This window comes from Chitinophaga skermanii (assembly GCF_003259335.1).
GTDB classification, from domain to species: domain Bacteria; phylum Bacteroidota; class Bacteroidia; order Chitinophagales; family Chitinophagaceae; genus Chitinophaga; species Chitinophaga skermanii.
In genome coordinates this window covers 242,100-256,826 of the sequence record NZ_QLLL01000003.1, presented here as the reverse complement: position 1 = coordinate 256,826, position 14,727 = coordinate 242,100, and the positions used below count along the sequence as shown (strand labels likewise).

The window sequence follows — 14,727 nt, the reverse complement described above, 5'->3', positions numbered from 1 at the left end:
AACTAAAAGAACAAGCATGGGCAAGATTTGTTTGGGTATGGGAAGAAATAAAAAACCCGCGAAGCTAGTAAATACTTGCTTCGCGGGTACTTATTATGAGAAAGGAAACGCTTATTTCTTTTCTAACAATTGGAAGAATTGATCCAATTGCGGTAAAATAACAATGCGTGTGCGGCGGTTAGCTGCACGGCCTTCTTGTGTATCGTTAGATTGTAAAGGAATATACTCGCTTCTACCTGCTGCCGTAATACGAGCCGGTGGAATACCGTAATCATTTTGCAAAATGCGAACTACTGAAGTGGCACGTTTTACTGATAAATCCCAGTTATCGAGTAATACACCGCGACGGAATGGATTCGAATCAGTATGACCTTCCACCATGAATTCAATCGCAGGTTGGTTAATTAACACCTTCGCCACCTTGCCCAACACTTCTTTCGCACGGTCGGTTACATCGTAACTACCACTCTTGAACAATAATTTATCGGAGATATCAATGTATACAACGCCTTTTTCAACTTTGATGTTAATGTCTTGGTCGTCGAGGTTCCCGATGGCACCTTTCAGGTTCATGACCAATACCATATTCAGCGAATCTTTACGTTGAATGGCAGATTGGAGATCTTGGATATAGGCATCCTTAGCACCAATATTATCCAATGATTTTTTGATGCTTTCTGCTTGCGAGCTGGTAATAACCGACAAGTCTTTTAACTGGTTAACGAGCGTGTTGTTGTTGTCTTTCAAGTTCTCAATCTTCGCACCAATCAGCTTACGTTGCGAGTCGAATGAATTAACTGAATCTTTCAAGGTACGTTCGCAATCGTTTAGCTTCCCTTGTAACATGGCATAGTCGCTACTAAGCTTCGTGTAGCGATCTTCGGAAGCTTTGAACTTTTTATTACTTACGCAAGAGAATAACAAAGGGGAAAATGCTGAAACCCATAATATTGCTTTCAGTTTCATATATAATTGATATTTAGTAATGTAATCTATAAGAAGACGGACTATTTCCACCTTACCCCTATACTTGCCACAACCATGCCATTTTTAGGTAAAGGACTAAAAGTAGGCCGTTTGCATGCAGTAAAAGCTACAGTGATGAAATGCTAAAAGCAGGTAAATAGGGCATTTTAAGTAGCTGATTAGAAAGTAATTAGAAAACCGCTCCTGGAGAAGAGCGGTTGTTTCTAAACTTTAAAGTATGATAAATGAACAAATGTTATTATACGATTGATATCTCATAGAACAACTAATATGCATGTTTTGTTCTATAAGATGAGCCCTATCTGAATAATGATTGAAAAATGCATTAAAAATGTGAAAATATACAAGAGGCAATGTCTTCTCAATTCACACCTTAAAATCATTTAAAACTTCATTACTTGTCAATTTTTCATGTATCAATACTTGATGTTACATTATTTTTTTAATCAATATTTATCTTATCAATTATTACTATATCATAAACATAAAAAGGGCCTCAGCAATTAGCCAAGGCCCTTTTATATACAGCAATATATCGGATTAATTCACGGGTGGGTTAACTATCAAGCATTACAATTAAAGTGCTTTCGACCTAAAATTATAATAAGGGAATGAACCACCGGTTACACCATTCAAATAAATAGATTGAATGTCGAAAGCGTAAATAGTGCCGCTCGCAGCATTTTGGTATAATAATACGCGGCCAGAAACCGGTGTTACTGTATGCCCAGAGCTCCAACCGTAAACATACCAACCTTTCCCATTTGCTAATGCTGAAACAGATGGAGGAATACCGGTACCGGTTACTGTGTTCATACCAATTGTTTTAGATACCGGTACTGAAGCAGTGGCCCAATCCGCAGATGTTACAGCTGAAAATGCTTTGTCAACATAACGGATATCGTCTGAACCACCTACAGTAATGTCGCCCGTTGCAACGCCAGTGAATTTGATATTGAAGTTAGCAGGTGAACCTGCTTCATTATCAGTAAAGCGCCAGTAGAAGTTACCATCTACAGGCTGGCCGGCACCTGTTGAGTAAGCTTGTTTGAAGTTTTTGATTGTGTAAACGTTACCAGCCCGGTAGATTGTACCGCTAGTTACGCCAGGGCCAACGATGGCAGCAGAATCACCATCGGCAATTACTGCGAATGTTGTAACGCCACCTCCAGCTAGTTTAGCGGCTGATTGAGGCTCGACGATGTCGTTGTTTTTAGAGCAAGATGCTAAGAATAAAGCAACAGCACCTGCTACTGTTAAGGCTAACTTTGGAAATGTTTTGAAAGTATGTGTCATTGTAAAAATAGGGTTGAAATTGAATAATAATGAAAAGTATGCGGGTTGTACATACCAAAAACCCCGTTGATATTATTGCTGCAATGATGTTATGTTATTCCGTTATGGTAAATTTCACGAATCCACCTACGTTGACGTAGTTCTTACGAATATTGGCCCAATTGTAATTCCCAATAAAATCAGAGGTACGCAATTGGAATCCAATAGCCGTTGTACTCCAGTCGCCGAAATCGTACGTACCGGTTGGAAAATCTGTAGGTATTTTGTAGGTAGCAGTGGTGGCTGTATAGCTCACTAATTCCCATTTGCCTAACTCTACTTCCATCCAGTTCGCATTGTAGCCAAATACCCGCGCTTCTTTCATATCCACAAAACCTTTACCTGTGAAGGTGATATTTGTACCTCGTTTTACAGAAACTGCCGATGTAATATTATCTGCTTTAGGAAATGCCGCGTTTGGATATACAACGCCGAAAATGAATCCATCACTTTGGTAGCTCGATAAGCCACTCGTTATCCTTATTTTATATGCTCCTTCCACTATATCCGCCGAATTAGGAATATGTACGGCCAATACACGGGCATTTTGTGGCGTGGTAACAAATGCTATCTTCATTTGATGCGATACATTGTTATTGCCTACCAAGTAAAACTTAGTTTGCACGGTATCTTCAATCACATATTTCAATATAGAATTTAGATCGAAGTTCGCCACCGCTCCTTTCTCAGCAGACGGAATAGCTAATTCATATAATTGAATCGGTGGCTGGTTAAAGACAACTTTTAAGAAGTAATCTTTTGTTGTTCCATTTTCTGCCTTCACTGTAAACTTAGTGCCGGTTTTAAAATCAACACTCGCACCGCTGGCCGGTGTTACGGTTGCTTTTTCAGATGGAGTTACTTTGGCCGTTACATTTGTAGGCTGTGCTACATAAGTAGGCCAATATACGGTGATAGAATCTTTGTCGATAGCACCTTGCACGGTAAAACCGTTGGCTGTTACAGCAAATGTTTCGATGGCATTGTATGGATACTTAGCGTACTCGGTATCTTTAGAACAGGCTGCCATCGCAATAATGCCTGCGCCTGCCAGGATGCCTTTAAATGTATATGTTGATTGCATGATGAGCGGAAAAATTATTTGTTTAGTAAATTGAGCCTGATAGGATGCTGAAGTGTTACTACTTTCGCGTAGCTATACACCCTAATTTTGTATAAACCTGTAGCCGGTAAAGCTTTCAATGCTTCATAATCTGTAGGATTATACCGGGCAATATTAATTCCCATCATTGTCAAGTTATTTGTATTGAAGGTGCTCAATCCGAATTTAAATACGGCTTTCCCAGTCGCATCTAGCAAGTCTGCTTGGATTAAATCGTTCGATGCAGCAAAGCCACTACCGTGTAATGTGATACTTAGGCTGGCATATAAATCGCCCATGTTAAAGTCATACGCCGTGATGGTGTTAGCATCGGGCGAGAGTTCATTTATGACTAAAGGAGGTTGTTGTGCTTCTATTTTAAGGGTATAGGTGCGTTGTGCACCATCTTTGGCTTTTACAACGTATTGGATTTTGGTACCCGAGAAAAACATTTTCAATAAGTCTTCCACCAAAGTACCGCTTGCGGGTGTTATGCTGGCTCCTTCCGATATGGTGATCTCAGGTTGAATAGAAGTTAGTTGTAAATAATAAGGCAAATAAACGGTAATAGCGCTATCACGGTCGTTTACGATGCCTTGGATAGGATCACCGGCTACGTTTACAATTTTATACGTCAATACCCTGTTTTGTGCTAATGCCGGCGGATCTATTGTTGTTGTTTTCGAACAGCTCGTGAAGGCAATAAGCGTCACACAACACGCTAAGGCAGCGCGTTTCAAATTGGTTATATACATCATGGTTGTAGTAAGTTTTACTTGATATCCAAGTTCGTAGAGCCGTCCATTTGGATGGCGTATGTAAAGGTTACGTAACCTGGCTTGTTATCGCGGTTTGGATCAATTGGGCTGTCTTTATAAATGTTCTCGATGATCAATTTAGCGTAATGACCTTTATGTGTTTTTACAATCATTACTCTCGGCAAAGCATACACAACGTGTGTTTTCTTTTCGTTGCCAGGGAATAATGTACCATAAAAATCATAATAACCCCAACCATCAAACTCGTTCTGGTAATGATCTAACCCAATATCACGCGTTTGCATGTTGCTTTCATCAGCTGTTTTTACAGCAGCAAAAGCGGTGGTCCATAATGCGCGTGGAATAGGTAATGTTTTGGGTTTGAAGTTGAGGGTATCGTAGTATTGAGCATCGAACTTACGATCTACAGTAACATAGATTTTGGCTTTTCCAGGCCCGCCAAATCCCGGGCTGCCCACTGCTCCACTGTTATTCGGGTAAACACTACTGTTGTAAATCCCGTAAAAGCAAATATCCCAGTTACCTGTTTGTCGTTGAGACGCAGGAATCACTTTATTCTCCTCTAAACTATAATACAACACTTCCGCGTTTCCACCCGAATTAGCCGATGTGTCGGCCACTAAGTTCGTTACAGTATATACACCCGTTGCTACAGACGGACCCGTTGGCCCTGGTGCAGGTGTTGTATCGTTGTTCTCTTTTGAACAAGCTGTCATTACTACGCTACCTATAAGCAATAGTATGGCAGCTTGCCTTTTAATGGTAAAAAGCATGCACATGAAAATATAAATGATGATGATATTGTTGGTTCTACTTTGTCGATTTCAAGTTGCGGGAACCGTCTGCCTGTACGTAATATCTAAAGGTAATGTAAGGAGAAGGCCAAAACAGGTCGGTCACTACTTTAGGGTTGCCTTTATAGATATTCAATAACTCCAATTTCGCATATTTCCCTTCTGCTGTTTTCAATACATAAGTACGGTTCTTAATAGGTACACAAATGTGGTTATTCAACGAATAAAAGAACCACCCGAGGCCGTTCCCATTATCCCAACCCACACCCGCTAAACCATCACGCTGAAACACATCCTCGGCAGGGGCTTCTATTACTTGGTCATACGGCTTTTCAACAATCACTAACCTACCCTTCCCAGGCCCACCATAACCCGGCGTACCGGCTACTGTTCCGTTATTGGTAACTACGTATGAATTATATTCCTTGGTAAACGCGATATCCCAATCGCCTTTCTGTAGCAAGCTCGTAGAATCTACTTTATTGCGGATCACTTGCTTGTTTTGTGTGCTGAATTGAAAAGTGATGGTATAAAACGGTCGTTGCGTTTTTCCATCCACGCTCCCCCCCATGGATGCACCTGTATCTGCAGGCATATCATACACGAAGGTACTTAGGTCGGTAGATGGCACTGGGTCGCTATTATCTTTTGAACAAGCTACTATGAAACTGCTAAAGCCAATGATAAGGGCGAAACGACGGCGTTTTAAAATTTGGGTGATGTTCATATCGTCAAATAAATCGAATGAATGAATGTGGATGTCTACAGCACAAAAACAGGTTTCCTATTTCGATGATGCAAAATTGCAGGGAATAAATGACCCCTATGGGAGAAAAAGCAACCAAAAAGGGAAAAAACCGCCATGGTATTAATTTTCCCGATATGGTAAATGTAATTCCGATATAGGCAAATGACATTTGTATGACAAGTTTACCTTTGATCCATCATTTAAATAGATCATCATGAACAAAAATTTTGTAGCCATTAATTACATTAACTGCAACACGGAATACCAAGAACGTTTCGAACAATTATTTGCTAGCCGCGCCCACGCGATCGACACGATGCCTGGCTTCATTAACATGCACGTATTACGCCCTTCAAAAGAAGGCGATGCTTATTTAATTGTTAGCTATTGGGAAAACGAACAGTCGTTTAAAGATTGGACTAAATCAGAAGCCTTTATTGCCGGTCATAAGCGCGGTTTCGAAGATTTGGCAAAAGCAAAAGCAGAAGGTCGTCCTGCACCGATGACTAGTGATTTTAAAATCTACCAAGTAATTAGTGAATAATGGAAATAAAACTAACCACTCAACAAAAGGTGATGAAATGGCTGAAGCGCTTAGGCTTTTGGGGATTTCTCTTCTTCCTAGTTAAGGGCCTGCTGTGGCTGGTTTTCATCTATTGGCTTGCTAAATAGATTACTTACAATTGAATTGTAGTGGAAAGCTGTCTCGTTCATTCGAGGCAGCTTTTTTATTTACTTAATACAGAGAGTCTAAGAACTACCCAAAATGGAACAGCCTCCAAGATAAATCCTCGAGGCTGTTTAATGATGTAAATTTAATAAGTTACAGGCGGCTATTTCTTCATAATCCCCGGTGCAAATCCAAAGTGTTTTTTAAATGCACGGGTAAAATGCGCCGTATGCTTATAACCCGATAAATAAGCCACTTCCGATACACTCTTGCCTTGCGACAACATCTCGCGGGCATGGGTCATTTTTATGCTTTGCAGGTAGCCGTAAACAGTGGTACCAAATACCTGTTTGAAATGACTTTTCAAATAAGCATCGTTGGTGCCTACTTGGTGTGCCAAATCGATTAAGGTACAAGGACTATTCATGTTCCCTACAATAATATCCCGGGCATGATACATCCTATCTACATCTTCCTTCTTCAAAGCACGCGAATACTGTTCGCTCTTGGGCACCCCAATTATTTGCTCGTATTGCGTTAATTGGATGGCCAACAGCTCAATTGTTTTCGCTTTCAAGTACAATTGCTTGTAACGACCATCTAGTGGGCAGTTAAGCATATCATATAAAATCGTACTCAGGGTGGAAGGCAAAGGCAAATTCATTTTACTGAGAGATGCCGGTGCATTGTAGGCCATACTTTTAGAAAAGATGGGAAACAATGGATGCTCTTCTGGCAAGAAATTCAATAACAAGTCGGTACTTACACCTAACTCGAATATCTCTAACTGTTCATTGGCAGGCCATTGTAGTTGAATCTCCTCTTTCGGCAGGTACAAATAGTTATATTGTTGCTTTTCTATAGCAGCTAATATCTTACGACCATGATCGATATGATAGCTCTTATTCCCTACTAGGTTATAGCTTAATTGTATAAAGGGTTGCTGATTCTCGAAGATCACTTTCCCCGCTTGGCTAGATTTTACGTTGTAATAACCCAAATTTATACCATCCGGACTCGATACTTCATGCACATACCCATTATGCCCTTCATGTGTAAGGGTACGTTTTCTCTCCTTTAATTGCTCACCGCCTTTGATATCAAATGGACAAGCTTTACCAGGTGTTGTATTACTAGGTTGCAGCGCAGACAATGGTATATTGATTTAACGAATGAATGTGTAACCAAGCAATATTAATTTAATTAATGCATAGCATGTTTATGTAATAGGGAACTGAATTTGCGAAAACGGGAAAAGCCTTTGTCATGGTGTATTTGACAATTCAGTTTTTCCGTATATGGTAAATAATTCTCCCGATTGAGGGAATAGTAGCGGCTTGGTTTCTCCTTTTTAGGTAAGTTATTCTCCCACTTGGGTGTTGGAATAGTAAGACCTTTGCCCCCCAAACAATCTTCCCCGGTCTATCATGAAATGTGCGTACTACTTATTGATCCTCTTTGTGTTGGCTGTTCATTCCGTTTCGGCACAACATGCCACCCTACAAGGGAAAATAACCAGCGAGGGGCACCCTGTACCACATGCGAAGATATTGTTACATAATGCGTCACTGTCCTTTCATGCAACCGTTGACGCTAATGGCGTTTATTCCATAGCCCGCATCCCGCAAGGCAACTATATCCTGGTAGCAAATGCAACCGGGTTTAACGAAGCATTCGTCAACCTTGCCATCAAAGCAGGCGTACAAATACAACACGATTTTCAACTCGCACCGAAAGAACGCAACCTCAATACTGTACAAGTAACGCACGAACGTTATAAAAAGGAAGATGACGTAATCGACGTTAAAAAAATTGCCAACCCTACCCTTATCATCGATAAAAAAACCATCCAACAAATGGGCTCCCGTAGGCTCGATGAAGTACTACGTGAACAAACAGGTATGGCCATTGTAAATGATCTTGGATCAGGTAACCGAAGTGTAGGCTTACAAATGCAGGGCTTTAGTTCGGATTATATATTGGTATTGTTGAACGGGCAACCCATGACCGGTAGGTTCAACGGCAATTTCGATATCTCCCGGATTAGTGTAGCAGGTATCGAGCGCGTAGAAGTAATAAAAGGGGCAGCCAGTAGCCTATATGGCTCCGAGGCCTTGGGTGGTGTAATCAATATTATTACTAAGCAAAATGCCACCCAACAACACGCTAAAATAGGCATGCTGTATGGTACTTACAATACTATTGATGCAAACGTAGAAGGTGAAACCCAGTTTGCGAAAGGTAAAGGTGCAACTTTCTTAGGCGGTGATTTTTATAAAACAGGTGGCTTTAACGTAAATACAGAATATTTAAAGGATGGACAAACGGCCCCACCGTATCATAGTATCAACCTGCAAGGTCGTGCCCGTTACCAGTTAAACGAGGTGAGCAGCTTGTTATGGAGTGGTCGTTTTGCAGATAGGCAATCGGTGATGACGCGCAATTATGGGGCACAGCCCTTTGATGATCGCCTCGATGAACGTGATTTCAATACTTCTATCAGCATCAATAACCAATTCAAAAACCAAACACGCTTGCTGACCCGTTATTACTTAACGCATTACAGCACGCAACAAGCAGTACAAATCATCGAAACCGGTAAAATATTACAAGATAACCGCTTCTCTCAAAATATACACCGTTTAGAAGTGCAGGCAGGCCACGACTACTTCGGTAAAAAACTATCCATAATCGCCGGCGCAGGAGGCGATTACCAAGCACTCGACAATTCCGTAACTGCCACAAATAACAACATGTTCAATTACTTCGGGTATCTGCAAGCGAATATTACACCCAGTAACCGGGTCGATTTCGTAGTGGGGGCCCGCTATGATGGAAATGATGTGTTTGGTGGAAGGTTAAACCCTAGTATTGGGGCACATGTTAAAGCAACGAATTGGTTCTCGGTGAAAGGCTCCGTAGGACAAGGTTTTAAAGCCCCTACCTATGCCCAGATGTACCAAGTATTTACCAATATCGCACAAGGATATACAGTAGTGGGCGCTAACAATTTCTCCGCAAAAGTAGCCGAACTACAACAAGCCGGCATGATTCAATCGGTTTGGTCGAATGCAGCAGGCATTAAAGATCTACAACCCGAAACCTCCACATCCTACAACTTAACATTGAATTTTACCATTGCGAAGAAAATTTATTGGTCTACCAACGGTTTCTATAACAACATTCGCAACCTCATTAATACCGAGCAAGTAGGGATCATGCGAAATGGACAACAACTTTTCTCCTATCTCAATATCTCTACAACATTTACTCGCGGCATTGAAAGCAGTGTGAAATATAGCCCTATAAACGGCTTAAACATTGCTGCCGGTTACCAATACCTCGTAGCAAAAAACAAAGACATTATCGATTCAATTAAACAGGGTATTGGCGCTTATGCTAAAGTACGTGCCAACAATGGTATTCGTACAGCTACTACAGCCGATTATTTCGGTTTACCGAACCGGAGCAAACATATGCTGAACTTGCAAGTATATTACACCTATGCACCGTGGGGAATTACAGCATCTGTGCGCGCTAATTACCGGGGTAAATATGGTTTCCTTGATATAGACAACAACGGTTACATCGATACATATGATGTGTTTGTAGATGGTTATACACTCGTGAACGCATCGTTGCAGAAAACATTATTGAAACGTAAATTAACCGTTCGCGTTGCCGTTGACAATATTAGTAACTATACCGATTACCTTATGCCAAGTCAGCCTGGACGCACTATCATGGCGGGATTCAGCTATATTTTCACTAAGGGGGCCATAGAATAAATTCCTGTTAACTACCAAGTTTCGTTCAACTTTGCGTAAAATGATTTGTTACTTAGAGTTGAAAAAGCAACCCCAAGCATGGAATTAAACGAAGCGATCGATTTAATTAATACCCCGCAATTAAAACAGGAGCGGCCTCAAAATTGGGCCGACTTGGGTTGTGGCAGTGGGTTATTTACTTATGCACTAGCACAATATCTTGCCCCTAAAAGTCATATTTACGCAGTTGATAAGCACCTTGTACAGTTTAACAAGCATTTCTACCCAGCAGGCCTACATTTACAATTTCTCCAGGCCGATTTTACACAAATCGGGCTTCCTTTGCATAACCTCGATGGCATTTTAATGGCCAATGCCCTTCACTATGTAAAACAACAGGCCAATTTCATAGAACAACTTAAGTCATATTTACAGCCACAAGGCAAGTTGCTGATTGTAGAATACGATACCAACCGCGCTAACCAGTGGGTACCCTTCCCCCTGCCCTTTTCCGAATTAAAATCGTTGCTCCTAGAGGCTGGATTTATACACGTAACAAAGCTCCGTTCGCGTGCTTCTGTATTTAATAATGGTACAATGTACGCTGCTATCAGCAGCCTTCCAACCTAGTTGAGAAACCGCTCATACCGAAACTTTTAAGATTTATGCAATCGTTTGCATAAATTTCCTATCTTGTCATTTTTACGGTGATTTCTACCACGGGGAAAACCGTAGCCAACAATCATCCAAGTCATATTATACGTAACGCATGAAATTAAAATCATTCATCGTAGCATCTCTTATGCTACCCATGGCATTCCACGGGGCACAAGCCCAGAAGGCGAATAACAAAGCCTTGTTGAAAACGATTGATCAAAATCTTTCCGATGCCGTTGCGCAATACAAAGTAATGCAGCAGCAATTGCCTGAAGGTCGTTTTCCAAAATCATTCGATTCAACGAAGAACCAATTGGTAACCAGCAATTCCGAATGGTGGTGCAGTGGCTTCTACCCGGGTTCACTTTTGTATTTGTATGAACAAAAAAAGGACACGCAGAACTTTAACGAGGCAAAACGCATTTTAGGTTTATTGGAGAAAGAAAAGATGAACACCGGTACGCATGACCTCGGGTTTATGATGTACTGTAGTTTCGGGAATCTCTACCGCCTTCAACCCGATGAAGCCACCAAACAAATCCTCATTCAAAGTGCTAAATCACTCTGCACCCGCTTCTCCGAGAAAACAGGTGTAATTAAGTCGTGGAACGGCAAACCCAACGAATACCTCGTTATCATCGATAACATGATGAACCTCGAGTTACTCTTCTGGGCTACTAAAGTAACAGGCGACTCTTCCTATGCGAAAATTGCTCTTACGCACGCCAACACAACAATGAAAAACCATTTTCATCCCAATTACGCCAGCTACCACGTAGTTAACTACGATGCTAACACGGGTGGTATTATCTCTAAAAGAACAGCGCAAGGCTTCGCCGACGAATCGGCATGGGCACGCGGCCAAGCTTGGGGCTTATACGGCTACACGGTTATGTACCGCGAAACGAAAAACCCTATCTACCTAAAACAAGCAAATAACATTGCTAAGTTCATGCTCACGGATAAGCATATGCCAAAGGACAAAATCCCTTATTGGGACTATAACGCCACCAATATTCCAAACGCCCTCCGCGATGCATCTGCTGCTGCAGTGATGGCCTCTGCTTTGTTGGAACTTAGCACGTACAATAAAAAAGAAGCTAAAAACTATATCAAGGTGGCAGAAACGGTTCTTACCAACCTCTCTACCCCTACTTATAAAGCCGCACCAGGTACATACGGTGGTTTCATCCTGAAACATAGCGTAGGTAGCATTCCGCACGGCACAGAAATCGACGTTCCTTTAACATACGCCGATTACTACTTCATTGAAGCTATGATTCGTTATAAAGAAATGGCTAAATCCTAATAGTTAATGACCTAATTATTATTTACAGCCGAAAGGGAGTGCCGTCAAAAGCACTCTCTTTTTTTTGCAGTATTGTAAGGTTTGGCAGCATCCTATTTGTTACTTTCTTTGCTTCTCCAAAGAAAGTAACCAAAGAAAGGAGGAAAAACGGCGAAAGACTGCGTCGCCGTTTTATCGGGATGTCGATGGGGCTTTGGTGCTACTGTGGTGAAGGGCGGTGGGAGCGCTATTAGATGTAGTTAATATTGAATGTGTGGGATGGACTAAATTGTAGTTGAGTTAACAAATTGTTGTTGAAGGTTTATAAGGAGGGTTTGGAGGATCTTGGTGTGGTAATAGTGAAAATAATAAGTTCTTAATCAATAGGCTACTACCTACTTATTGCTTATCATAGGTTACGCTTACTTGCCTATAGTAGACAAAATAGCTTCAAGTCTGTTCCATGTAGTTTCCATGTAAATTATGGGTATTTCCATGTAGTTTCAGGTAGTTTCCATGTAGTTTGCCTATCCTAACCCTATTAAAAGCCTATCCTTAGCCTATCTCTACCCTATCTTTTGCCTATCTTTTATAGTTAACCGGCCTTAGAACATATTCAATCTTAGTTATTTAAGCGTTTCGGAGTACTTAATTACACCTAAAGGGTGGTTATTTGGCTTATTGGGAGGATGGGGCAGGCAGCATTCCACATAACCTACCACCTACTTAATGCAATAACGAACAATAGGGCTTACAAGGGGCTTATATACGTTTATTCTATGCTTTCCAACTAAAGGGTCGAGGATAGGTATATAAATGTTAAAAGGGCTTAAAATGGGCCAAAAATAAAAGGCTGCCATACTTGCATATGACAGCCTCTTCATTCTTGGGGAAAACTAACTATAAAATCCAGTTCTACACAAGGGGCAAACAAGCGAAGGATGATTTTTTACCTGTAGTGAACAGTTCTTTACTTATTTCTGCCACCAAACTTTGTTCGTTTCTAGGTCGTTGCCGCCCGTTTCTGCGTACCAGTTGGCGTAATTGTAGTTCGCTTCATCCGCTGGATATGGGAATCTTTTCAGCTTACCATATCGTTGGTTACCATAATAACTCGCATTATCCGTTTCCATTGGCGTAGCGTTGTTTGTGCGACGTTGCAAAGCCCATGCTTCGCCCGGTTGGGTGAAGAAGTTGATCCATGATTGCGCATAAATCTGTTTCAAGGCAGCTGCTTCATTCGCCGTATTAAAGGCTACTTTGGGATTGGTCATGAAAGTGTTCATTTCCGTAGTGGTTGGCTGCGCAGTTATTTTACTTACTACCCACGGACCACTCGTACCACTTACAATAGCTTGGGAAATGTACTGCGTTACAGATGATTTCACACCTGCATCATATTCCGTTTTGGCAGCACCCGCGTTTTTAGCAGCACCCAAACCACGTAAATAGATCTCCGCTTTCAAGAAGTGTACTTCCGCTGCTGTAATGAATAATTGCGGCATGGTAGTATTATCACGCCCCATGTAATAGTTGAACAAGGCATATTTTGCACCGGCTTTATTACCCCAAGCTTTATCACGCTCAGCATCAACATAAGCACGGGCACCATCCACCGTTGTTCCAGATGTTGGGTTTTGTGGGTAAGGCACCCATTGACCAGCTTCGTTTGGTTCGAAGAACACTTTACAACGTGGATCGAAAATGCCACTACCGTTCGTGTTGTTATTATCACTCATCATCTTCCACATGGTGGTGCCTAAACGTAAGTAAGTACCGCTGTAAGCCCACGTTTTCCAAATAAAGGTTAAACCCGGCATTTGTTGAGGGTAATACCCAACGTCTTCACCATCTTCTAACAATGGCTTCGTTAATGCTTCCGCAATAATTGTTTGCGCTGCTGTTGCATTCACTTCACTCATTCTTACTGCATAACGTAAGCGTAATGAGTTAGCAAATTTGCGCCAACGATTAATGTCGCCTTTTAAAAAGGTATCATATGCACCATACGATACTTGTGAAGCATCGCTGCTTAAATTATCTACAGCCCATTTCAAATCAGCAAGGCATTGTTCGTAAATCACGTTTTGCTTATCAAATGCTACACGGTATTTAGTAGTACCATCTGCTGCTTTACCGGCTTCAGAATATGGCATGTTGCCAAAGAAATCACTCACATGCAATGTTTTATATGCCATGATGATTTTCAACATCGCCGTTACATTTTTCATGCGAGATTGATCCGGTTCTGCCGCAATCATTTTCTCCATTAAACGTGCATCAATCAATGCATAGTAATAGTTCTTCCAGATGTCTTTTGTGGCATCTTCTAAGTGATAACCGGAACTTGCCGAAATCATACCCAATTGCGTAGCAGGGTAAATGAATTCATTATAAGTTACCAGTTCTTGTGCCGGCAAATCGAGTGTCGACAAAATACTGTTAAACGAAGTATTAATATTTGTACTGCTTGGCTCCTCCCACGGTTGGTTCATGCTCTCGAAGCCCTTTCTGCAAGCACTCATGGAAGTGATCGCAGCCAAGCCCAGCGTTATATATAGTTTTGATGATCTTTTCATACGGTTAGATTTAGAAAACAA

At 41.3% G+C, this 14,727-nt stretch carries 12 protein-coding genes; 4 read left to right on the top strand and 8 right to left on the bottom strand.

Annotated features, from left to right (window positions below):
- Positions 1-111: 111 nt before the first annotated feature.
- The 6 genes from LX64_RS08730 to LX64_RS08705 form a co-directional block, all read right to left on the bottom strand.
- On the bottom strand, positions 112-966 hold the full coding sequence (locus LX64_RS08730; RefSeq protein WP_111597260.1) for an OmpA/MotB family protein: 855 nt from the start codon (positions 964-966) through the stop codon (positions 112-114).
- Between the two features lie 597 nt (positions 967-1,563).
- On the bottom strand, positions 1,564-2,283 hold the full coding sequence (locus LX64_RS08725) for a hypothetical protein (protein ID WP_111597259.1): 720 nt from the start codon (positions 2,281-2,283) through the stop codon (positions 1,564-1,566).
- Positions 2,284-2,377: 94 nt separating this feature from the next.
- The gene (locus tag LX64_RS08720; protein WP_111597258.1) at positions 2,378-3,406 is read right to left on the bottom strand and encodes a DUF5018 domain-containing protein; all 1,029 of its coding nucleotides are present in this window, start codon (positions 3,404-3,406) and stop codon (positions 2,378-2,380) included.
- Between the two features lie 14 nt (positions 3,407-3,420).
- Positions 3,421-4,182: a hypothetical protein gene (locus LX64_RS08715; RefSeq protein WP_111597257.1), complete on the bottom strand. Its 762-nt coding sequence runs from the start codon at positions 4,180-4,182 to the stop codon at positions 3,421-3,423.
- 14 nt (positions 4,183-4,196) lie between these two features.
- Complete coding sequence (locus LX64_RS08710) at positions 4,197-4,976, bottom strand: HmuY family protein (RefSeq protein WP_158538584.1); 780 nt, start codon at positions 4,974-4,976, stop codon at positions 4,197-4,199.
- A 37-nt stretch (positions 4,977-5,013) separates the two neighbouring features.
- Positions 5,014-5,724 (bottom strand): HmuY family protein, encoded by a 711-nt coding sequence (locus tag LX64_RS08705; protein WP_111597255.1) that lies wholly within the window; start codon positions 5,722-5,724, stop codon positions 5,014-5,016.
- A gap of 235 nt (positions 5,725-5,959) precedes the next feature.
- Here LX64_RS08705 and LX64_RS08700 point away from each other — a divergent pair, with 235 nt between their 5' ends.
- Positions 5,960-6,289 carry an antibiotic biosynthesis monooxygenase family protein gene (locus LX64_RS08700; RefSeq protein WP_111597254.1) on the top strand — a complete coding sequence of 110 codons (330 nt, stop codon included), beginning with the start codon at positions 5,960-5,962 and terminating at the stop codon, positions 6,287-6,289.
- A 289-nt stretch (positions 6,290-6,578) separates the two neighbouring features.
- Here the strand turns inward: LX64_RS08700 and LX64_RS08690 are convergent, their stop codons facing one another.
- Positions 6,579-7,568 (bottom strand): helix-turn-helix transcriptional regulator, encoded by a 990-nt coding sequence (locus tag LX64_RS08690; RefSeq protein WP_111597252.1) that lies wholly within the window; start codon positions 7,566-7,568, stop codon positions 6,579-6,581.
- Between the two features lie 274 nt (positions 7,569-7,842).
- On the opposite strand from LX64_RS08690, the gene LX64_RS08685 reads away from it, so the two are divergent.
- The 3 genes from LX64_RS08685 to LX64_RS08675 all read left to right on the top strand — a co-directional run bounded on the left by LX64_RS08685 (position 7,843) and on the right by LX64_RS08675 (position 12,148).
- Positions 7,843-10,203: a TonB-dependent receptor gene (locus LX64_RS08685; protein WP_111597251.1), complete on the top strand. Its 2,361-nt coding sequence runs from the start codon at positions 7,843-7,845 to the stop codon at positions 10,201-10,203.
- A 78-nt stretch (positions 10,204-10,281) separates the two neighbouring features.
- Complete coding sequence (locus tag LX64_RS08680) at positions 10,282-10,812, top strand: class I SAM-dependent methyltransferase (RefSeq protein ID WP_111597250.1); 531 nt, start codon at positions 10,282-10,284, stop codon at positions 10,810-10,812.
- A gap of 139 nt (positions 10,813-10,951) precedes the next feature.
- Entirely contained in the window at positions 10,952-12,148 is a 1,197-nt protein-coding gene (locus tag LX64_RS08675; protein ID WP_111597249.1) for a glycoside hydrolase family 88 protein, read from the top strand.
- Positions 12,149-13,101: 953 nt separating this feature from the next.
- Here the strand turns inward: LX64_RS08675 and LX64_RS08670 are convergent.
- Complete coding sequence (locus tag LX64_RS08670; protein WP_111597248.1) at positions 13,102-14,706, bottom strand: SusD/RagB family nutrient-binding outer membrane lipoprotein; 1,605 nt, start codon at positions 14,704-14,706, stop codon at positions 13,102-13,104.
- Positions 14,707-14,727: the final 21 nt, after the last annotated feature.

What these genes read in the sequence shown, in the direction of transcription:
- LX64_RS08705 (WP_111597255.1), bottom strand. Translation starts at nt 5,724, where the DNA reads ATGAACATCACCCAAATTTTAAAACGCCGTCGTTTCGCCCTTATCATT.
- LX64_RS08675 (WP_111597249.1), top strand. Translation starts at nt 10,952, where the DNA reads ATGAAATTAAAATCATTCATCGTAGCATCTCTTATGCTACCCATGGCA.
- LX64_RS08700 (WP_111597254.1), top strand. Translation starts at nt 5,960, where the DNA reads ATGAACAAAAATTTTGTAGCCATTAATTACATTAACTGCAACACGGAA.
- LX64_RS08680 (WP_111597250.1), top strand. Translation starts at nt 10,282, where the DNA reads ATGGAATTAAACGAAGCGATCGATTTAATTAATACCCCGCAATTAAAA.
- LX64_RS08685 (WP_111597251.1), top strand. Translation starts at nt 7,843, where the DNA reads ATGAAATGTGCGTACTACTTATTGATCCTCTTTGTGTTGGCTGTTCAT.
- LX64_RS08670 (WP_111597248.1), bottom strand. Translation starts at nt 14,706, where the DNA reads ATGAAAAGATCATCAAAACTATATATAACGCTGGGCTTGGCTGCGATC.
- LX64_RS08720 (WP_111597258.1), bottom strand. Translation starts at nt 3,406, where the DNA reads ATGCAATCAACATATACATTTAAAGGCATCCTGGCAGGCGCAGGCATT.
- LX64_RS08730 (WP_111597260.1), bottom strand. Translation starts at nt 966, where the DNA reads ATGAAACTGAAAGCAATATTATGGGTTTCAGCATTTTCCCCTTTGTTA.
- LX64_RS08715 (WP_111597257.1), bottom strand. Translation starts at nt 4,182, where the DNA reads ATGATGTATATAACCAATTTGAAACGCGCTGCCTTAGCGTGTTGTGTG.
- LX64_RS08725 (WP_111597259.1), bottom strand. Translation starts at nt 2,283, where the DNA reads ATGACACATACTTTCAAAACATTTCCAAAGTTAGCCTTAACAGTAGCA.
- LX64_RS08710 (WP_158538584.1), bottom strand. Translation starts at nt 4,976, where the DNA reads ATGCTTTTTACCATTAAAAGGCAAGCTGCCATACTATTGCTTATAGGT.